This is a genomic window from Microcoleus sp. Z1_A1 (assembly GCF_036700305.1).
Taxonomy (GTDB): Bacteria; Cyanobacteriota; Cyanobacteriia; order Cyanobacteriales; family Microcoleaceae; genus Microcoleus.
The window spans coordinates 1-21,205 of the sequence record NZ_JAUBOR010000041.1 but is presented as its reverse complement, the minus strand read 5'-3'; the positions used below and the strand labels follow the sequence as shown (position 1 = coordinate 21,205).

14 protein-coding genes are annotated in these 21,205 nt (G+C 43.7%); 7 read left to right on the top strand and 7 right to left on the bottom strand.

The window, feature by feature from the left end; translation table 11 throughout:
* The first annotated feature begins 19 nt into the window (after window positions 1-19).
* On the top strand, window positions 20-1,828 hold the full coding sequence (locus tag QT973_RS21735) for a PAS domain-containing sensor histidine kinase (RefSeq protein WP_333232754.1): 1,809 nt from the start codon (window positions 20-22) through the stop codon (window positions 1,826-1,828).
* 315 nt (window positions 1,829-2,143) lie between these two features.
* A complete protein-coding gene (locus tag QT973_RS21730) occupies window positions 2,144-2,641 on the top strand; it encodes a hypothetical protein (protein ID WP_333392148.1) in 498 nt (165 codons plus the stop codon).
* 176 nt (window positions 2,642-2,817) lie between these two features.
* On the opposite strand, the gene QT973_RS21725 is transcribed toward QT973_RS21730, so the two are convergent.
* Window positions 2,818-2,964: a hypothetical protein gene (locus tag QT973_RS21725; RefSeq protein WP_333053892.1), complete on the bottom strand. Its 147-nt coding sequence runs from the start codon at window positions 2,962-2,964 to the stop codon at window positions 2,818-2,820.
* 470 nt (window positions 2,965-3,434) lie between these two features.
* Here QT973_RS21725 and QT973_RS21720 point away from each other — a divergent pair, with 470 nt between their 5' ends.
* Complete coding sequence (locus tag QT973_RS21720) at window positions 3,435-4,640, top strand: tetratricopeptide repeat protein (RefSeq protein WP_333299387.1); 1,206 nt, start codon at window positions 3,435-3,437, stop codon at window positions 4,638-4,640.
* A gap of 242 nt (window positions 4,641-4,882) precedes the next feature.
* Here the strand turns inward: QT973_RS21720 and QT973_RS21715 are convergent, their stop codons facing one another.
* The gene (locus QT973_RS21715; protein WP_333392146.1) at window positions 4,883-10,471 is read right to left on the bottom strand and encodes a protein kinase domain-containing protein; all 5,589 of its coding nucleotides are present in this window, start codon (window positions 10,469-10,471) and stop codon (window positions 4,883-4,885) included.
* 438 nt (window positions 10,472-10,909) lie between these two features.
* Here QT973_RS21715 and QT973_RS21710 point away from each other — a divergent pair, with 438 nt between their 5' ends.
* The gene (locus QT973_RS21710; RefSeq protein ID WP_333053888.1) at window positions 10,910-11,242 is read left to right on the top strand and encodes a hypothetical protein; all 333 of its coding nucleotides are present in this window, start codon (window positions 10,910-10,912) and stop codon (window positions 11,240-11,242) included.
* A 345-nt stretch (window positions 11,243-11,587) separates the two neighbouring features.
* On the opposite strand, the gene QT973_RS21705 is transcribed toward QT973_RS21710, so the two are convergent.
* Window positions 11,588-11,782: a hypothetical protein gene (locus QT973_RS21705; protein ID WP_333232764.1), complete on the bottom strand. Its 195-nt coding sequence runs from the start codon at window positions 11,780-11,782 to the stop codon at window positions 11,588-11,590.
* A 426-nt stretch (window positions 11,783-12,208) separates the two neighbouring features.
* On the opposite strand from QT973_RS21705, the gene QT973_RS21700 reads away from it, so the two are divergent.
* Together QT973_RS21700 and QT973_RS21695 are read left to right on the top strand one after the other, a co-directional pair.
* Window positions 12,209-14,452, top strand: coding sequence for a TOMM precursor leader peptide-binding protein (locus tag QT973_RS21700; RefSeq protein ID WP_333053887.1), 2,244 nt, complete (start codon window positions 12,209-12,211; stop codon window positions 14,450-14,452).
* Between the two features lie 8 nt (window positions 14,453-14,460).
* Complete coding sequence (locus tag QT973_RS21695; RefSeq protein WP_333053886.1) at window positions 14,461-15,867, top strand: SagB family peptide dehydrogenase; 1,407 nt, start codon at window positions 14,461-14,463, stop codon at window positions 15,865-15,867.
* A 275-nt stretch (window positions 15,868-16,142) separates the two neighbouring features.
* Here the strand turns inward: QT973_RS21695 and QT973_RS21690 are convergent, their stop codons facing one another.
* From QT973_RS21690 to QT973_RS21680, 3 genes are all read right to left on the bottom strand, one after another.
* Window positions 16,143-16,934, bottom strand: coding sequence for an FAD-dependent oxidoreductase (locus QT973_RS21690; RefSeq protein WP_333240564.1), 792 nt, complete (start codon window positions 16,932-16,934; stop codon window positions 16,143-16,145).
* A gap of 116 nt (window positions 16,935-17,050) precedes the next feature.
* Window positions 17,051-18,133: an HNH endonuclease gene (locus tag QT973_RS21685; RefSeq protein WP_333053881.1), complete on the bottom strand. Its 1,083-nt coding sequence runs from the start codon at window positions 18,131-18,133 to the stop codon at window positions 17,051-17,053.
* 436 nt (window positions 18,134-18,569) lie between these two features.
* Complete coding sequence (locus QT973_RS21680; protein ID WP_333053880.1) at window positions 18,570-19,442, bottom strand: S-methyl-5'-thioadenosine phosphorylase; 873 nt, start codon at window positions 19,440-19,442, stop codon at window positions 18,570-18,572.
* A gap of 209 nt (window positions 19,443-19,651) precedes the next feature.
* Here QT973_RS21680 and QT973_RS21675 point away from each other — a divergent pair, with 209 nt between their 5' ends.
* Entirely contained in the window at window positions 19,652-19,858 is a 207-nt protein-coding gene (locus tag QT973_RS21675; protein ID WP_333053879.1) for a hypothetical protein, read from the top strand.
* A gap of 144 nt (window positions 19,859-20,002) precedes the next feature.
* On the opposite strand, the gene QT973_RS21670 is transcribed toward QT973_RS21675, so the two are convergent.
* Window positions 20,003-20,842, bottom strand: a complete 840-nt coding sequence (locus QT973_RS21670; protein ID WP_333053877.1) for a Tab2/Atab2 family RNA-binding protein — start codon at window positions 20,840-20,842, stop codon at window positions 20,003-20,005.
* Between the last annotated feature and the right edge of the window lie 363 nt (window positions 20,843-21,205).

Genomic DNA, 21,205 nt, shown 5'->3' with positions numbered 1-21,205 from the left:
ATCTAAAATCTAAAATGATATGAAGTCTTTGGGCAAGGCAAAATCAGTTCAGGCATTAACAGCTTACGAGGTGTGGCGCGATCGCTTCCTCCGAGATCGGCTGCGCCCTGCTGTCGGAATTGCCATCTTTTTTGCCTTCACAATAACGGTCTATTTTGTGGGCGAAAGATTCTTAGCTCGCCAGGAGTTTGAAAGTGTTTATTTGTACACTAGCGCTGCTGTAGAATTGGGTTTGTTGACCTGTTTTGTATTGCAAAAAACCTCCTTTGGACAGCGCTATCCCGGTTTGCTATTTTTGGGTTTTTCGTGGTCGCTGACGGTGGTTGTACAGATTGGGCTAGCTGTCGCACAAGTCGGGGACTTACCAATTTTTACCTGGAGTTTAGCGTTTCTGATCCAAGCTACGCTGATGCCCGTCCGCTGGCGCCTCCACCTAATTTCTCAACTCGGCGTTTTGTTTTGCCACGTCGGGATAAATTTGGTTTTAAATCTAAGTTTTGCTAAGTATACTGCTTTTAAGTTGACCGGGTTGTACTTGTATTTGTTTTGGTTTTGTTTGATTTGCGATTTGTCGGTTTATTGGTACGAATGTCTGCAACGGAAAGAGTTTAGTACCAGGCGTGAGTTGGAATCTGCTTACCAGCAGTTGGAGGCGGCGGAGGCGAAGTACCGCAGCATTTTTGAGAATGCGGGCGAGGGGATTTTTCAAAGCACTCCCGATGGTCGTTATATTACTGCCAATCCAGCTTTGGCGCGGATTTACGGCTGCGATTCCCCGGAAGAAGTGACGACAAAGTTTACTGATATTGAGCGGCAGTTGTACGTCGATCCGGCTCGCAGAAATGAGTTTTTGCGATCGATCGAGGAAAGCGGCACAGTATCGGATTTTGAATCTAAAATTTACCGCTGTGACGGCAGTATTGTCTGGATTTCCGAGAAGGCGCGGGCGGTACGAGACAGCAGCGGCGCCCTGCTTTATTATGAGGGTTTAATTGAGGATATCACGCAGCGCAAACAAGCACAAGAATCGCTACGGCTGTTTATCCACGCTCTTTCTCACGACTTGCGAAACCCGGTAGCGGGAATGTTAATGGTACTGAAAAATTGGCAAACGAAAACCGGGGATTCGATCGCAATTCCCCGTTCTATTTTGGAGCGGATGATTCAAGGTAGCGAGCAGCAATTGCGCTTGATAAATTCGCTGTTGGAAGTTCACGCCGGGGAATTGCGCGGTTTGGTTTTGCACTGCGAATCGGTTGACTTGAAAGCGATAGTTGAAGCTGCTGCGACAGATTTGGAACCTTTAATGAATGAGGGTAAAGCTACTTTTAAAAATTTATTGCCGGATGATTTGCCAGCCGTGAATGCGGACAAAACTCAGTTGTGGCGTGTGTTCTCTAATTTAATAGCTAATGCTTTGAAACACAATTTTCCGGGACTGAATTTAACTGTTTCTGCTCAAGTAATTAATGGGGAAAAATTAACTATAAATCAAAGCACAGCAAAACAAAACATCGACAAATTACCGATTACTAATCCACAATCCCCCATTACCAATTCCCAATCCCCAATCCCCAATCCCGGAAGTAGGATGATTTACTGTACCGTGAAAGATGACGGGGCGGGAATATTGCCGGAACAGTGCGAACATCTTTTTGACCTTTACGTTAGGGGCGATCGATCCCGACACTCCGTTGGTTTGGGTTTGGGTCTATATCTTTGTCGGCAAATTATTGGTGCTCACGGCGGCCAAATAGGGGTAATTAGCACTCCCGGTGCTGGGGCAAGTTTTTGGTTTACTTTGCCGCTGGCTGAGAATTTTAGGTAATTTTTTGGTATTTTAAATTACATTTAATCTAGCAATTGTGCCAAATATTTAGAACGTTATTAATTGCTGAAACCATTGCCAAATATGCTTCTTCGTTCTGCAGTGGCTATACTTGTGTTGTGCCGTCGCAGGTTCTTTTTGAGTGCTTCAAGCCAAATCTATCGCTCGGAATATTTCGCTCGGACTATTGATATTAATTTAAAACCGTGGTATAGTGACCCAAATGTTTTTAAAGGAAAAAATAAATTTCCGATCTTCACATTTTCTTTAGAAACATCATTTAATCTAGAAAATCTCTAAAACTAGATAAAAAATATGCAATTTATGTTTGTCGAGCAAAGCTCAGAAAATACAGCTAAGTACGACTCAGCTAAGTACGACTCAGCTAAATATAACGAGCGGTCGTTCTCAACTTTAATTCGGGCGCTCCGTCTTTCCCAAGGTTACTTTTCTTTCGTTTTAGTCAACTGCAACTCGCTAGCTTTGCGGCAGCAAATAGTCGATCGGCTGCAAGCAAATTGTCCCGTGAAACCGCGACAACTGTTTTTGCCCAAATCGGCGACAACTCTCTACACGACAATCGCAGCAGAAATAGATGGCGAAAAGCCTCCAGCTTTAATGCTCCTCGGTTTGGAATCCGTGGAGCCGATCGATCGATTGCTCGTTTCTACCAACCTATTATGCAGCGAATTCAGCAAAAAATTTTCCTTTCCCCTCGTCTTTTGGGTGACGGATGAGATCCTGAGAAAAATCATTCGCACCGCCCCGGATTTATACAATCGAATGACGACAATTAGATTTATCAGTAATTAGTAATCAGCCCATCGATTTTAGATTTTAGATTTTAGATTTTAGATTTTAGATTTTTAACAGTCAACAGCCCATCGATTTTAGATTTTAGATTTTAGATTTTAGATTTTAGATTTTTAACAGTCAACAGTCAACAGTCAACAGTCAACAGTCAACAGCCAACTGTCAACTCTCAACAGTCAACTGTTAAATTCCGCTTCCCAAATCAGGACTAATTCTCGCGCCGCCGCAGTTCCCTCAGCAGGAAAACTTGCCAAAAAGTCTTTATCAGCCCCCACGTCGTAAGGCCCTTCCTTAAACTCCAAAATCACAGTATCCTGTGTCAAAGCTACTAACGTTTGACACTCTCCGGGCTAAAGCCACGGAGATTCTTAAGACTTAAGTCTTAAACGCGCTGTCAAATCGCATCTACACGCTCGAAACAACTACTTGGACGAGAAGTATTGCTGTTGCGCTTACTTTTGTTTTTAGATCGCTTTCTGATTCCATCAATAATCCAGTTAGGTACGCTCAACGACTCACTATTACGTGTTTGGACAGGCTCGGCATTGCCGAGTAGCGATCCAACCCAGGAGTTTCACCTTATGAAATCGTTTCAACACGTAGATGGTTGTTCTTACTTGCCTGTCTAAATTATAAACTTTAGCTGAGGATTTATTAGATATTTTAACAAAGTTTTATAATTAAAGCCGTCAAGCTTATGACGGGGCTTCAAACCCAATTTTTTGGTGAACAAATGGGCTAGTCTGGGATCATCGTTATCAGCATCTCTTGACACATGGAAATCGCAACTCAGGTGCGTATCACTAAGGCAATGCGTTTGTCAAGTATCTTTAGAAAAAGTATTAGCCCGATCGCCCTTTTGACTATTCTAGTCTGCGCCAATACCGTTTTTGCATCTGAACCGACGGCGGCACTGTTGGTTCAGCAGCAATTCTCACAGCAGCAACTTAAAGAAGAAATTCGCGATCGAGTTCAAGAAGAAGTTGACATTGCCTTCGGGCGCACGGCGGTACTGCTTAACGGGCTGGTAATTGCCCTAACTTTGTTTCCGGCAGCAGCCGGAGTCGGGGTTTGGTTTCTGTTGAGCAAATTGTCCAAGCAGACAACAATTGCCCGCCAAGAAATTGAAAGTCTCCATTACGATACAATCTCTCAATTAAAACTATTAATTTCCGACGCTGAAACTATCTTAGGCGAAATTCAACACCAAAATCACTCGGCAGAGGCAGAAACAGACCTTTTATTCCCCGATGCCCAAATTCAAGAATTTGCTCCGGTTAACTATGGCAATTACCAACAGCTATTGACGGCCGCCGACTATGCTAAACAGGGAGATGCTTGTTTCTTTGAAAACCGTTATCAAGATGCGATCGCAGCTTACGATCGGGCCCTGCAAATTCAGCCGGATTTAGCCGATACTTGGAATAACCGAGGAGTAGTGCTCACAAGAATGCAGCGGTATCCAGAGGCGATCGCCTCCTACGAACAAGCTACTACAATTCGCCCCAATTATCCCGACGCTTGGAACAATCGAGGCGTGGTATTGTTGGAGTTGCAGAAGTACCAGGAGGCGATCGGCTGTTACGAACAGGCAATTCAAGCCAAACCCGATTATGCCGATGCTTGGAACAACCGAGGCGTTGCGTTTTCCAAAATGCAGGAGTACGAACAAGCAGTAATTTCTTACAATCAAGCCCTACAAATTAAAAATGATTATACTGACGCTTGGAACAATCGAGGCGTTGCACTCTCCAAATTGCAAAAATACGAAGCTGCGATCGCATCCTACGACAATGCGGCTAAAATCCGGCCTGACTTTTACAGAATTTGGTACAACAAAGCCCGATGTTATGCACTACAAGGTAAAATTGAATTAGCCATTGAAAATTTAAAGCGCGCCCTCAATCTCAATCCCAATGTGTGTAAAGAGTTGGCAAAAAGTGAAGCTGATTTGGAGAAGATTCGCGAACACGACGCATTCAAGCAGTTGATTAATTGATCGGAACTAAGTAGATGAGTGGGAAAATACATACAGCCTATTCCAGGTTTATGGAATGTAGGGACAAAGGTTTTCGCCGTTTCCCTACGGAGATATGACGCTAGGCGGGGGTACTTCATAAGCGTGGAATCTGCTGTAATACCAATTTTAAAAAAGAATGCAACAGTATTCTTCTTCCCCCCGCAATGCAGCGGGGGGCTAGGGGGGGTCGAAGAGTGTTGCACGATTTTAGAGAATTAGTATTACTTCTGTTTGATTACTACCAAAGTAATGTCATCAAATACTTTTTGCTCCCCGATGTATCGTCGCACGTCGTCAATAACCGCTTGCTTGATTTCTGCTGCTGACAGTTCCCTGTTAAGGACAACAACTTCAATCAATGGCTCGATACCGTATTGATTTTTCTTCATATCAAAAGCTTCGGTAATTCCATCTGTGTAGAGTATGACAACATCCCCCGAATTCAACTGTATTTCAGTAGAAGCAATGAAATCGGCAATATCTGCTTCCAAGGCGATGGGAAACCCTAACTCGATGGTATCAATCCGCTCTACTTCGCCGCCGTCACGAACGACAATCACCTCTTCGTGCTGTCCGCTCAAATGCAGGGTGTTGTCCCGATATTCTAGCAAAGAAAGGCTCATATTTTTACCGGAATCCATGCGCTCTACGTTATCAAAAAGCGTTTGGTTGACTGTCTGTAATAATTTAACGGGGTCGGTTTCCTTGTGAACCAGCAAAGTGCGAATTGCTGTTTGCGCCATAATCATTAACACGCCGCTTTCTAAACCGTGTCCTGTCACGTCGCCGATCCCAATGGTGGCTTTACCGCCGTGATTTAGTACGTCGTAGTAGTCGCCACCAACTTCATCAGCCGGTTCCATGAATGCAGCAATTTCTAGCCCTGCAATTGACTCTAATTCCTGCTGTTGAGGCAAAATCATTTGTTGCAGGCGGCGGGTTACGTCTAGTTCGGCACTCATGCGAAGGTTTTCTACTTTTAGCCGTTGGTTCAAAACCAATATTTCTTTATTAGCTTGGGCTAATTGTGCGGTGCGTTCTTCTACTTTTTGTTCTAGGGTTTGATAAAGTTGGGCATTTTCTAAGGCGATAGATGCCTGGGAAGATAGGAGTTTTAAAACTTCTATTCGCGCTGGGGTAAATACTTTTTCTGCTAGGTTGTTTTCTAAGTAAACTACGCCCATGAAGCGACCTTGATTGATGATGGGAGTACAGAGTATGGATTTGGTTTGATGGGCAACAATATAGGGGTCTGCGGCAAACATTGCCTCGGTGGTAGCATTGTTTAAGACGGCAGGTTTTTTGGTTCTTTCAACATAGTTGATGACGCTCATGGGGAGGATTTCGGGGAGGGGCAGATGGGGGATTTGTGAGAGGGTGATGTTGTCGCCTTCGACTTGTCCGACGGCTTCTACGGTGAATGTGTTTGAGTGTTTGAGCAGCAAATATCCGGTTTGTGCGCCGGCATTTTCTATGGCGATTTTGATTAGTTTTGCTAGCAATTCACTGAGGACTATTTCACTGGAGATGGCTTGGGCGGCTTTGAAGACGGAGGCTAAGTCAAATCCTTCTGAATTGCCGCTGCTGGTGATGATGGTGGCTAAGGTGAGGCTGGTTTCTGGGGGTTTTTGAGCGTTGATTTTGGCGAAGAATTGCGGATATCGGGTTTCTAAGTCTTTGACTTTGGCTTTGGCTCCCCAGCGGATGTAGCAGTAGTATGCTTCTAGTAGGAAGAAGCGGGCCATGTTTTCTTGGCCGCGAGTTAGGTGAAATTCGCCGGTGAGTTCGTTGGCGAGGGCTTCTTCTTGGGTGTATTGCTGTTCTCTGGCTCCGGTGATGGCCGCATCGTAGAGGGTGAGGGCTGCGGGGTAGTCTCCTAAAATTCGGGCTTTTTCGGCTTCTACTAGCTCGTATTTGTGTTGGTAGTTGGCGGGGCAATTGTTAGCCCAATATCTCATTGTTTGTTGATTGGTGGCTACTTGTTCGAGATATTCTGTCTGTTCGGTTTCGCTGACGTGGGGATATTGAGCGAGGAGGCTGAGGGAGTAGTAAAAGTTGAGTTGTGCTGTAGCCATCAGACTGCCAGCAGGTGCTTTATATTTATCTGATTCTCGAGCATTCTCAACTGCCGCTTCTGGTTCTTTAAATAAATATGAAAGGAGGGTTTTAAAATAGTATAAAAAAAATAAGTTAAAATAGTTATTCATTTGTAATGCAGCTTTAATAAAAACTTTTTCATTATATTCATCACCAGTTAACTCAGTTGGTCGGTTTGAGTGACCCAGCAAATTCAAAATAAACTGCCGAATCCTATTTAAACCTTCAATAGAATAATCTTGTTTAAGATTTTGAATCAAATAAAGATATTCTCGACTTTCAGCTTCTAGAGATTCTAAGTCGCCTCCCAAATACAATTTATGCTCGTGATAGCTCAAAATTGCATAGCCGGCATACTCTAAATTTCCGGTTTCTAACCCACTATTAAAAGCCTCTTGCAAATAGTCTATGGTTTCCCTAACATGGTTTTTCCAGTGTTTAATAAATGCGTTAAAGCACTGTAGAACAATTGCTTTTATTTTTTGGGCATTAAATTGGTCCAGCAATCTTAAAGATAACTGACCAAATCTATATCCTGAGTCAATATCTCCAAAAGCACTCAAAAACATACCATAATTAACGTAAACGCTAGCAGCTAAAGGAGGATTGCCGTAATTTAAACAGATATCTACCATTGCAGATAAAAGCCGATATCCTAATGCAGGATTCGTCATATAAGAAGCAGGATTAACTTTTAAAAGAATCAAAATTGTGGCAAACTGATAAGGATCGGTCATTTCGGGAAGGTCTGCTAAATCCTCAATTTGTTTGTTTTCTTCTGCCAGTTTTCTTAAAATTGCCTGAATCAAAATTCCGGGAGATTCCGACATTTGAGACAGCGATACTCCCAATTTTTCCAGAACTTCCAGTCCTGTCTCTATTGCTTCTGAAAACCTATATTGAGAAATATAAGACTGAATTTTTACTTCGTAAACTTTCACCCTATCTAAAAGCGTTTTTGCTTCTTGTAACACAATTTCTAAAAGCTGCTCTGCCTGTTCAAAATTGGCGTTTAAATATTCAGATTCTACGGTTTCCACATAAATAGGCAGCGTTAAGTCATAATCACTCTGCCAACTATCGGCAGCCAGCAGTCCCAAACTGATATTAAAATAATTAACCGCCGCTTCAAAAGCTGCGGATGCTTTAGCTTTTTGACCTGCAATCAAGTTAAGTTCTGCTAACAGGTTTTTGTCTGACTGGGTAGCTAGTAGCGGTAATTCTTCTGTGGTTGTCTCTATGCCAAAATTCAATTGATTAACCAGGGCAAAAATATTGTTTTTGCGTTCTTCTGCTGTGGTATTTTGCAGCAGCAATTGACCGATTTGGAAGTGAGTTGATTTTTTATCGGTTTCGGGAATCAAAGAATAGGCAGATTGCTGCACTCTGTCGTGCAAGAATTTGTAATCTACTTTCACATCTTGCAGCCGCACTGATTCAGATTCCGACTCAGCAAATACCAGGGTAATTTTGTAGGCTTCCGACAGGGGCAAAATCAAACCCGCCTGAAGCGCTGGCCACAACTGCGCCCCCGTTACTAATTCTGATGCTTCGTTGACAATGGCTAAAACATCTAAGTTGAAAGTGTTGCCAACGCAAGCGGCAAGTTTTAAGGCTTTCTGAGTAACCTCTGGTAGCTTTTGAATGTTTCTAGCAATGAGTTCGACCACATTTAAATCGGTAATGCCAATGGCTTGGATTGCCTCGATATCCCATTGCCATTTATCGCTGCTGGCTTCATAATGCAGCAGGTTTTCCAAGGCGAGGGTTTTCAGCAGTTGGGTTAAAAAGAAGGGGTTGCCTTGGGTTTTGCTAAATAGGAGTTGTGAAAAGGATTGAATGCGTCTTGTGGCTGCCGATTCATTGAGAGTATCGGCAATCAGTTGGCTAACATGATTGATGGCTAAAGGTTGGACGGTGATGTTGTTGAGATTTGCCCCGGATTCGCGGATTTTTTCTAAGGTTTGAATTAAAGGGTGAGTGGGGTTGACTTCGTTATCGCGATATGCTCCAATAATTAACAAAAATTGGCTGTCAGAGTCACTCATCAGCAGTTGCATCAGTTTCAGGGAGGCTGCATCTGCCCACTGTAAGTCATCTAAAAACAGGACAACGGGGTGTTGGGGCTGACAAAAGACTTTGAGGAATTGTTGAAAAACTCGATTGAAGCGGTTTTGTGATTCTGTTGGCCCTAATTGTGGCACTTCTGGCTGCGAACCGATAATAAATTCTACTTCGGGGATGACATCAATAATGACTTGGGCGTTGGGGGTGAGGGCATCTAAGAGTTGATGTTTCCAACTGGCAATTTGTCCGGCATTTTCTGTGAGTAATTGGTTAATTAAGGCTTGAAAAGCGGTGATGATGGCTGAGTAGGGAATGTTGCGGTTAAATTGGTCGAATTTGCCGGAAATGAAGTAACCGCGTTGGCGGACTATGGGTTTGTGGACTTCGTTGACAATGGCGGTTTTGCCTATGCCGGAATAGCCGGAAACTAGGATCATTTCGCTGCTGGAAGGGGAAGGGGAAGGGGAAGGGGAAGGGGTAAGAGTTGATTCCTCGGTTTGATCCCCCCCGGCCCCCCTTGATAAGGGGGGAGTAAGAGTGGAGGAGGATTCTGCTTCTGAAGCATGGTTTTGAACCCCCCCGGCCCCCCTTGCTAAGGGGGGGGTAAGAGGTGTTGGGGTAAGAGGGGATTCTGCTGGTTCTAAAGCCCCCTTAGTAAGGGGGTTGGGGGTTAGAGATGTCGGGGTAAGAGTCGAGTGGCTAATTCTTTCAAAGGCGGCTAGTAATTCTATTACTTCCTGTTCGCGGCCGTAAAGTTTTTGTGGAATCAGGAGTTGGCTACCTTTGTCGCGGGTGGCAATGGCAAAAGGTGCTATTGTTCCCGTAGCAAGCAACTGATTTAAACAACTTTCTAAGTCAAATTTTAATCCCGCTGCGCTTTGATATCTCTCTTCTGCGGTTTTGGCTAAGAGTTTCATGACGATATCAGAAATAACTTGGGGAATTTCTCTAATTTCACAAAGTGGTAAAGGCTGTTTAGCTAAGTGACAATGTATTAATTCCATCGGCTCGACCGTGGCAAAAGGTAACTGACCCGCCAGCAGTTCGTATAAAGTCACTCCTAAAGAATAATAGTCGGTTCGGTAATCTACGGAGCGGTTCATTCGCCCCGTTTGTTCTGGGGAGAGATAGGCGAGAGTACCCGCTAGTTCCGAGGGGTTGCTAACAGATTGATTTTCTTGTTGCAGGCGGGAGGATATGCTAAAGTCAGTGAGTTTGACTTCGCCTGTGGTAGAGTTAATAATAATATTAGCCGGTTTAATATCTTTGTGAATAATCGAATGGCGGTGCAAATAATCTAAGGCATCTATTAAGACAATGGCAATTCTCAGAACTTCTGTTACAGGTAAGGTTTGGTTAGTAAGTAACTGGTCGAGAGAGGAGCCGCCAAAATCTTCTAAGATTAGGGCAAAGCTATTGCGATAGTTTTCTAGGCTATAGACTTTGGTGATACTAGAACTGTCTAGGGGTTGGGCAATTTTGTATTCATTTCTGAGGCGGGTGACTTCTTCCAGAGTGGGGTACTCGGATTTAAGGAGTTTGACGATAACGGGTTGCTGGTCTGCTTCGCGGTAGCCTCGATAAACCAAACTTTTTACGCCGCTGTGAATTTCTTGTACAATGCGATATCCGTTAAGTCCGAGCATAGTCCCTGCGCTAGTTGGTATTGTACTTGTTAGTGATATTAACTGATCGGGAGTGAAAACCACTGTATCATCAAGAAAATCCGTAAAAATTCACATTTTGCACCACGATCAAAAAACTGTAGGGGCGGGTTCGCCAACAATATTTGGTGAAAATCAACCATCTGATAAACCCGCCCCGGCCGGAATATTATGATGGTCAATTCATCGGATAGGATATGACATGAAGCGATCGGGAGATTTGCCGCCCAAGTGGGGGCGGGTTTATGAGATAATCGATCTTAACCAAATATTGCTGGTGAACCCGCCCCTACAACATTTAACATAATACAATCAGCCCTGCCGCGGTCAATAGTTGCCAATCGAAACTGTAGAGAACGCATCTGCTATACAATAACAGCAAAATCTATATTTCCCGCAAAAGGGAGCTAGGAGAAAATTATGGCTTTTCCCCAGGATTGGAGAAGTTGGGAAACACAAATAGCCCGACTGATTGGTCAAGCATGGTTGGACGAAGCTTTATATAATCGGCTACTCAACGAGCCCGCAGCCACGCTGCGAGACAATGGGTTAATTTTGGAAGATTTCGTAGAAGTCCAAGTAAATCAGGCTCCCGATGCAGTTCCCGTCCTTCGAGGTACTGAAGGGGAGACAGTGATTTACGAAATGCCCCTGCCTCCCAAACCCGATAATCTGACAGACGCAGAGATTAGCCGTTGGCTTGAGGGACGGTCTGAAAGATTCCCAGGCGGAATTATTCGGCTCAGTTGCTAAAGTCCCTTTAGCTTCCCCCAAGCTGCATCGGTAGCTTGCCAGTTTTTTAGCCCCGCTTGTTACTCGCAGCGGGGCCGCTTCAGAAGAGTTGGTGTTTCCGCAGTTGACAAGCGGATGAGGCTGTTGTACTGTATCGGCATTAATTGCCAGAACAAGATTAGGTTGATCTAACAGAGGAATATAATTATGTCAGTTTTGCAACAAGATTTGACGGCGAGCGAACAGGAAATGTCAAAGGCGATCGCCCAAGCTTGGTTAAGTGGAACTCTATAGTCACAGCGGGGTCTCTCGATGAGAATTAGCTTTTCGGGCGATCGACTATATTTTATGTATAAGTTTAATTTTTTAAGATATGGAAACCGTAGGTATCGATAAAGATTGAGTGAGGAGGCGATCGTACAAATTGTTGATAAAACGAACGAATTGTGGTTTTCTGTTGCTAGTATTTGGGAAATAGGTATAAAAGTTGCGATCGAGATACAGCATATTCCATGTATATATGGTACACACAATCTTGTCGTAGGTAAGGTGCGTCGCCACCAGTCAATCTACAAGTTCCATTTAACTTCTCACAGCGACGCACCCTACAGAAACTTAAGCTTTTAGTCCGGCAGTCCTCTCGCTCACCCGGCAGTCCGCCAGGGGTTGAAACCCCTGTCTCATAGCGAAAGTCCTCTGAAAGAGGACTGAAGAACTGATTAGATCGGGTTCGGGTAACTGCTGATAATATTATGTCCGGTCGATCGCTAGTAATACAAACCTAACTTATTGTAATTGTGCGATCGGACATGATATTAGTCCTCTTTGAGAGGACTTTCGCTATGAGGCAGGGGTTTTAACCCCTGCCGGACTGTCGGTTGTATGTTAAGATCATTTGTTAATAATTATCAAGTATCTCAGCGAACTCGCCCCGGCTTTGATATTATCCTAAAATCTATTCAAAAATTATATTAAACACCATTCAGGATGCTCTACCAACCAAAGTTTAAAAATTGCTTCACCGTCGAAATCATCAAATCGGTAGGAGTATTCCTGATCTCCGAGTCAGATTCCTTCGTCCTCTCAGGCCACCTTTACGAACTATTAACCCCCTTAATTAACGGCCGCAACACCGCCGACGAAATCGTCAACCAACTGCGAAATCAATCCTCACCCGCAGAAATTTACTATACCCTAGCCCTGCTAGAAAAACAAGGCCACCTCATCGAAAACGACACATCCCTCCCCGAAGAAACCGCCGCCTTTTACACTCTCTTAAACATCTCCCCCCAGCAAGCCGCATCCCGCTTGCAATCCCTGAAAGTTGCCGTCATTTCCTACAGCCAAATCCCAGCAGAAACTTGCATTAGCGCCCTAGAAACCCTCGGTATTCAAGTCTCAACCACCGCAGATATCACCCTAATCATAGCCGACGATTACCTGCAACCAGAACTGGGAGAATTCAACCAAAAATCCCTTCAAACAGGCCAACCTTGGCTACTCGTCAAACCTACAAGTTCCACAATTGCGATCGGCCCGATTTTCCACCCCGAAACCACCGCCTGCTGGGAATGTCTCGCCCAACGCCTGAGAGCAAATCGCCCCACCCAAAGCTTCATCCAGCGTCAAAATAACTACTCAAAACCCTTATTAAATCCCCCATCTTACCTACCTTCCACCTTACAAATGGGTTTAAATTTAGCCGCCACAGAACTAGCAAAATGGATTGTCCAAGGCGAAAATAAAAATTTAGAAAATACAATAATTACCTTTGACACCAAAACCCTCAAAACCACCAATCACACCATAACTAAACGCCCCCAATGCCCCGAATGCGGTCTACTTCCGCCCCAAGAAATCCAGCCCTTTGTCCTCCAAAGCCAGAAAAAAACCTTTACCGCCGATGGCGGACATCGCGGCTTTTCCCCAACCGAAACCCTGCAAAAATTTGACAGCCAAATCAGTCCCATAACCGGAGTTGTGCGCGGTTTACTCAAAGTTCCCCAAACAACCAATGCTTTAACACCGAACTACTTAGCCGGCCACAATTTCGCTACGATGTTCGATGACTTGTACTTCCTCAAAGAAAACTTACGGGGCAGAAGTGCCGGCAAAGGCAAAACCGACGAACAAGCCAAAGCCAGCGCCTTGGGAGAAGCCATTGAGAGATATTCCGGTGTATTTCAAGGCGACGAAATTCGACAAAAAGGCAGCTATCAAACAATGGGAGAAACCGCAATTCACCCCAATGATTGCATGGGTTTTAGTGAATTACAATATAGCACTCGCCACGACTGGAATAGAACCTGTAAAAGCTTCTTTCAAAGAGTCCCCGAACCCTTCGATGCCGGCAGAGAAATTGACTGGACACCAATTTGGTCATTAACTCATCAACGAGTCAAATATTTACCCACAGCTTACTGTTATTACGGCTATCCCAAACCCGAAAAACCCGACTGTTGGGCGGACTCCAACGGTAGCGCCGCCGGCAATACCAAAGAAGAGGCAATTTTGCAAGGGTTTATGGAATTAGTGGAGCGAGATAGCGTTGCTTTGTGGTGGTACAATCGGGTTAAAGTCCCCGCTGTTGATTTAGATAGCTTTAACGATTCCTACATTCAAGAACTCAGAAACTATTATCAAAGTATAGACCGCAGTCTGTGGGTTTTAGACCTCACCAACGATTTTAACATCCCCGTTTTTGCCGCCCTTTCTCACCGCATCGACAGAGAAATCGAAGACATTATTTTCGGCTTTGGCGCACATTTCGATCCCAAAATTGCCCTATCTCGCGCTTTAACAGAAGTCAATCAATCTTTACCCGCAGTATTAACCTTTAACAGCGATGGTAGCACCAATTACGGCGTTTCCGACGGCCTCACCGTTGAGTGGTACAAAACCGCCACCCTAGAAAATAAATCTTATTTAACGCCCGATACTTCCCAACCTTTAAAATTACTATCTGACTATCCCCACTTAGCCAGCGATGATTTAAAAGCAGACGTTGAAAAGTGCGTAAAAATAGCTGAAACATTAGGCTTAGAAACCTTTGTTTTAGATCAAACCAGGCCCGACATTGGCTTAAATGTCGTCAAAGTTATAGTACCAGGAATGCGGCACTTTTGGAAACGCTTAGCAGCAGGGCGACTTTATGACATTCCCGTGAAATTAGGCTGGCTAGATGCACCCATCCCCGAACACCAAATCAACCCATTCCCGATATTCTTTTAAGCTTAATTATGAGTGAAACCATCCCCCAAATCATCCTAACTTTTAAGCCAGAAATTTCTATAATTGAGGATGCCGAAAAAGGCTTAATTTTAAAAGCCCCCTACATCGACTTTAACCTCAACAAACTCTCTCCCGGAATTGTCGCCGCGATTAAAGTTATTTCTACCGCAGGCGCAACCGAAACAGCCCTAACTCAACTGGTAGTTTCTACCGATGGCAGTTCCGCCCTCGCTAAATTCTACTACTACCTAGAACAATTTGTCATCCTGGGTTTAGTTTACCATACCTTAGAAATAGACGGCAGTGCGATCGCTACAGCCGTCCCCATAGCCACACCCTATAAATGGCAATTATCAGACACAATTATTGATAATAACTATCAACTTTCACGCTTTGCCTATTGCCACTCAGAAAAATCACATCTTGTGGTAGAATCGCCCCTTTCCAAAGCGAAAATTATCCTCGAAGATTGGCGCAGTGCAGCTTTAATCAACGAAGTCTCGCAACCTAAAGCCATCTCGGATTTAACCAAAATTCCGGGGATTTCTGAACCCACTGCCCGATTATTTATCAGCTTTTTGTTAGCGACTGAAGTGCTATCATCTGTTAACAAGAATAGCAGCTTAGAACAAAGTGAAACTCTAACTCAATGGGAATTTCACGATTTATTATTTCACTCCCGCAGTCGCGGCGGCCGCCATTCTAATCTCATTGGCAAAACCTTTCGATTTTTAGGAGAAATCGAACCCACACCCGTACTCAAAGCCAAACCTTCCAACGAGATTATCAATCTTTATAAACCTGACATCGACAGTTTGAAACAAACAGATACACCGTTTACAGCAATTTTAGAATCAAGAAAGACAATCCGGCAACATGGAGAAAAACCGATTACTGTTGAACAATTAGGAGAATTCCTCTATCGTTCCGCGAGATTGCGCGAGATTGTCCCCAGAGATAACATGGATTGCAGCAATAGACCTTATCCAACCGGAGGCGCTTGCTACGATTTAGAGATTTATACTGCTATCAATTCCTGTGAAAATATTGAGGCTGGCTTGTATTATTATGCACCCGAAGAACACCAACTTTGTAAAATTTCTGGGAAAACAAAGCAGGTAGAAGCATTGCTAAAAAGTGCAGGATTGTCAGTACAGATAGAGGTAGAACCACAGATTTTAATTCTGCTATCCTCTCGCTTTTCGAGAGTAACTTGGGGCTATGAATCAATGGCCTATAGTCTTATATTAAAGCACGTTGGGATTTTGTATCAAACGATGTATTTAGTGGCAACAGCAATGAATCTGGCGCCGTCGGGGGTGGGCGGGGGAAATTCCGAGTTATTTGCAGCAGCAGCAGGATGCGATTATTTTGCCGAATCTTCGGTGGGAGAGTTTATTTTGGGGAGTCGGTGATTAGTTTCCGTTGGTGTCAACTTAAGCTGTCAGTCCGCCCAGTTCTTTCGTCCGCCCGTCAGTCCGCCAGGGAATGAATTCCCTGTCTAATAGCGAAAGTCCTCTCAAAGAGGACTAATAGACATCTCCAAAAAAGCGAGTTTTGAACAGGCAAGATGCCTGTTTCACAAGAAATATAGTCGAGGTAGAATGAGTTTTTCAGTCCTGTTCAGAGGACTTTAGCTATTAGCCAGGGACTTAAGTCCCTGGCGGTCTGGGAAACAGTAAAATGAATTTTACGACCCCAAATCATAATTGGGTGGCAACCATTCAGGCCGACTAAACTTAAAGTTTTCTTCTAACATTAATTCTGCACTATTTAGCGCTCCTTGCACCCATCCTTGCATATTTGAATAGGCTTCGCCGCAGACATAAACATTAGCAGCATGAATCGGATGCCGCATCTGTTTCATCACTTCCCAGGGCTGACAGCGGGGGTTCCAAGAGTGCCATCCTCCCCCGTAGGGATCTTTTTGCCAGTCGATATAAAGGGCGGTATAAGGTTCTGGAATATATGCTAAATTGTGTAGGGCTTTGAGTTGTTGCTGGGCCGTCCGTACCATATCCTGAGAAGGAACTAAGGGGTCTGTGGTAATAGAACCATCACTTTTCAGAAAAGCTCTCAATTCCAGTTTTTCGCCTCGTTCTCCGCGAAAAGCTGGACGTTTTTCTGGGTTATCTGGATTATAGGCCATCGTTCGCCAAAAACCCGCAGCAATATTATCAGGAAACAGACTTAATAATAGGGAGTTGTGATTGTTTGGATCGCCCCCTTGGGCGCTTTCTGTACCGAAGTAGTAACACTTTTGCATCGGCAAATCTGTAGCCGAAGTACCACCATGAATATCTAGTTCGTGCCACCAAGGAGTATGATAGCCGAGGAAAAGTTTGTAAGCGGGATCGCCGCTAACAGTTTGGATATTTTCCTGAAAAGTTGAATTGCTAAATAGGAAATTCTGCTGGTTTTCTACGGCCAACAGTTCTAGCGATCGCTTCGGCATTGCTAAAATCCGATGTTTCGCGAACACGAGGCATTCAAGCAGTTGATAAGTTAATAGCTGTAATTCTAGGCTGCGTGACCACAAATTATTTCAAATTTATCACTGATGACTAATAAAAGTCACGCGCCGAAAAATTACGCTATCTACATTCGATCTATCAATTCATCAGAAGTCACACAAAGTCTTGTGCTGTCTCGATTACTTTTGCCAATATTACACTGTTTGCAAAGAGTTTGTAGATTACTCATATCGTTAGAACCACCTTTTGAACGGGGGATAATGTGGTCAACTTCCAATAAAACTCCATCTTCCCGTGCCGATCTACCACAGCTAAGACATTTCCATTTATCTCTAGCAAGTACAGCCCACCATTTACCTGCTCTCACAAAAGAATAACTGTCTAGTTCAGGCATTTTTGAAGAATCGAAATCTTCTTCCTCGCTTTCTTCTGTTTCTATGTCATTTTCGGTATTTTTAAAAGCGAGATAAAATTCTTTGAATTGCTCAAGCCTATTTTCAAGCTGAGGTTCTCGTCCTTCACCAATAAAAATAAATGATTCTGCTAAAGCATATAAGAGGATGAATGCAATAATTAGTTCAGACAATCCTCGCCCTGGACTGACAGGAAAGTAGTATTTTGGTGATATCAACCTTATAGCTTCTGACCCTACTTCTTCAGGCACAATTGCCTGATGAAGAGGCAGAACTTCAAATTCAGGATTATACGTCGTATGTGAAATACGTGCTACCGATAATAGTGGCATTAAAACCTCGCTATACTTAGCGACAAGTTGGGAAATTCTTGCCACGTAAGCATCATCTACGCCTTGACGAAATGGCATTAGCTCAGCATGAATTGTTCCACTAGGAAATACCTTAAACGTCAGATAAGTGGGATGATGAAAGAATGGCTGTCCATTTGTCTTGAGAATTTTGAGCGGTTTGTCACCCCGTTTTGCAATAATTCCAATATGAACAAAGCCATAGTCTTTGTTCTCCTTTGCTTTATCTCGATGACTTGGAGAGTAGGCAAAAGTCATTCTCTCGTATGGATTCACATCGTAGACTAGCGCCACAACATCAAGGGTATAACGCAGTAACGTCTCTAGCCGACGGAAGAAATAATTTTGCAGTGTTGAAAGCCTGGTTTTAGTGTCAGGGATATTGAAAATTTGAGTATCCCTCTCTACAAAAATTACTTCATTAATATTGTGACTATCTGGCACGTTTTTGACTCCATGTATTTCACGAGCTATTCAATCACACCGATCGATATCTGGCTAGTTTGCTGTATTCCTAACTTGTGGTGTGAAATCCAATGTGACTTTTCCTTCGTACCTAAAATTGATAGAGATTGCTGTTTTCTTAGACTAAGCAAGCCAAATATTTATTATAGCGAAATTTTTCGTATAGTCAACTCCTAAGTCACAAAAAGCCGAAACTTAGAATTAGATTTACAAGTTGATACAGTACGGCCCAAAAGAAGTCGTTCTATGCCAACTGTTCTCACACGAGAGGAAGTTATAGCAATTATTCATCATTTATCGGGGTCATTAACTGCTCGTAAAATTACTTTCACGATTAGATAGTTGACATGACCCCGACGGATAGTATGCGCTAGCTCAAGATTGTGGCATTTACTGGCGCGAAACGGATGACTAATTACAAATACTTCTGCAACAACAAACCCATTTTCTCCTTAGTTGAGGCCGGCACTTGATCCAGCCGAGTCAGAATTGCATATTTCAACGCAGAATGTGCATCAGAAACAGGTGGATTTTCTGTTAGTCTACGGACTGTTTCTTGAATGACTTTTTGAGCATTCTCTGCATTTCGGTGCAAATTTGCTATTACCATTTCTACTGTTACGCTGTCGTGTTCGGTATGCCAGCAGTCGTAGTCTGTGACTAATGCTAAAGTTGCGTAGGCAATTTCAGCTTCTCTAGCTAATTTTGCTTCCGGCAAATTTGTCATCCCAATGACTGTGGCATCCCAACTGCGGTAAAGGTTTGATTCTGCTTTTGTGGAAAATGCGGGGCCTTCCATGCAGACGTAAGTGCCGCCCCGGTGGAGGTTAACGTCGGGGAGGTTCAAGGATTCGATCGCACTTGCTAACACTTTAGCCAATTCGCCGCAAACCGGATCGCCGAATGTGATGTGACCGACTATTCCTTCTCCAAAAAAGGTAGAAACTCGATTTTTTGTGCGATCGATAAACTGATCCGGCACTACCATATCTAAAGGTTTCGCCTCTGTTTTCAGGGAACCAACCGCCGACGCTGAGATTAAATACTCAACTCCCAAACTCTTCATTGCATAAATATTTGCGCGATACGGCACTTCTGATGGCAAAAAAGTGTGGTTGCGGCCGTGTCTAGCCAAAAATGCTACCGGCGTACCGTCCAATGTTCCCACAATTGCGGCATCCGATGGCGATCCAAAAGGTGTATCAATTTTCACCTCTTCAATATCCTTGAGGGCCTCCATTTTATACAAACCGCTGCCGCCGATAATTCCGATTTTTGCTTGTGCCATTTTTACCCTCTGCTTGAGTTTTACCACAGTGATTCTATCGGGCCAGAGTTAAGTTGACGTAAAGATAATTAAAGATTTCGTGACAAAAGTCACCCTGCATACACTATTTTGTCACTAAAATTATGTGATCTTAATCACTAAGTAGCTTCACAAAATCTTTAAAAATAAAGATACACAGTTCTGTTATCAACTTTTAGCGTGTGAAGACCATGACAGTCAGCTCTGCTAACCTCCCCAAAATCTCGATCGAGGCGATCGTCGATCGCATCTTTGCTTTCCGTCAAATTACCCCCCTTGACAGACGGCTGCTGAAATCAGCAATGCTAGCCCAGAAAGGTCTGAACGAAAAAGACCAGTGTCACATCAACCGAGTTTGTCAGGGCATCCAAAACGGCTTGATTTTAGTTGTAGAATAAATTTGCAGCACTATCTCTTGCGAGCTCAACAAGCTGTTTGAAAATTTGTGTCTGAGTCTGTATCTGCTAAAACTGCGTTCGAGCGCTGTTTTACTATTTTTCGGCGAGCGATTTATCAACATCACAAATAATATTATTTACATCTTATCGATCGAGATTCAACAGCCAAAAGCCTGTATAAGTCATGCCACTATCATCGGGCTGGACTAACAAAAAATGTAATCCTTTACTTAATTGCTTGCGCTGTTGGTAAATTTGGGCCGCGGCTTTCACCTCGCTATCTTCAAAAGTAGCCACAACCCACCTATCTACTAACCCAGCTTCCAATATCAATCCGTCTGGTTCTCCAGCAATATAATTCAAAGCAAAAGGTTTGGCATCTTGAAGCCATCTAGCCAAGCGCATAGACTGGCGTCCACCGTCAATAACAACTCCCGGTACGGGTACTGTTGAGGCCAAGCCCAAATTCAGCGGTAACAGTAATTCTGGCATTTCCAAAATTGGCAAGGGACGCCCTTGGAAAGCATCTTCAATGTCGCCGGCGGGTAGGGAAGCAAAACGCCAGCCATCGCCCCAGAGGTTTTCGGGTAAGGGTACGGGCGGCGGCGAGTCAAGGGCGATCGCACTGTAAGTTTCACCTGTATAATTAGGCATACTCAAATATTCTTTTGCGCGTTGTTGCAGCAGCAATTTGAGAGCAGCAGTGCGGCGAGTCGCTTCCACCTTGACACCCAAAACTTTGCCCGCAGCCTCAATTAAGCCCAGAGACTGAGGCCTAAATACTTGAATTAAATCTGGCAAATTCTGGGTTTGAGCTTGCTGCTGCAACTGCGAGGCTAGCCAATTAGAATTTGCGTCCCCCTGGCTGCAAACAGCGCTAAATTGAAAACTGCCTTCCGATTCGCAAATTAAGAGTTCCCACAGTGGTTTACCAGTTTCGTCTTGGAGAGGGCGGCGGTAAAAATCGGCTTGCCAAATACGCATAAATAATTAAAATTCAAAATCTACAACTCGATCATTTTAATATAGCTTGGGGACAATCCGATACAATACCGAAATCTGAAAAAAAACTTCTAGCTATATATTCTCAGTTCATAGTTGAGTTTTATTTCTACTAACACCAGTTAAAAATAATGCAACTGTAGGTCCGCGATCCCAACCGTGACAGTCATCAGTCATCCCCTATTTTCTCATCTAAAATCTAAAATCTAAAATGGTATAAAGGCTCCCTTAGCCATTTTCCATTAGGATCGCGAATTAAATAACTTATAATTTTAATTGTTATTGTGGGATGGGCGTCCCGCCCGTCATGAGTGGACGGGCGGGACGCCCATCCCACTTTCAAGA

Coding starts and splice junctions, on each gene's coding strand:
- QT973_RS21695 (WP_333053886.1), top strand. CDS start 14,461: ATGAGTGAAACCATCCCCCAAATCATCCTAACTTTTAAGCCAGAAATT.
- QT973_RS21680 (WP_333053880.1), bottom strand. CDS start 19,442: ATGGCACAAGCAAAAATCGGAATTATCGGCGGCAGCGGTTTGTATAAA.
- QT973_RS21670 (WP_333053877.1), bottom strand. CDS start 20,842: ATGCGTATTTGGCAAGCCGATTTTTACCGCCGCCCTCTCCAAGACGAA.
- QT973_RS21735 (WP_333232754.1), top strand. CDS start 20: ATGAAGTCTTTGGGCAAGGCAAAATCAGTTCAGGCATTAACAGCTTAC.
- QT973_RS21710 (WP_333053888.1), top strand. CDS start 10,910: ATGGCTTTTCCCCAGGATTGGAGAAGTTGGGAAACACAAATAGCCCGA.
- QT973_RS21700 (WP_333053887.1), top strand. CDS start 12,209: ATGCTCTACCAACCAAAGTTTAAAAATTGCTTCACCGTCGAAATCATC.
- QT973_RS21715 (WP_333392146.1), bottom strand. CDS start 10,471: ATGCTCGGACTTAACGGATATCGCATTGTACAAGAAATTCACAGCGGC.
- QT973_RS21675 (WP_333053879.1), top strand. CDS start 19,652: ATGACAGTCAGCTCTGCTAACCTCCCCAAAATCTCGATCGAGGCGATC.
- QT973_RS21730 (WP_333392148.1), top strand. CDS start 2,144: ATGCAATTTATGTTTGTCGAGCAAAGCTCAGAAAATACAGCTAAGTAC.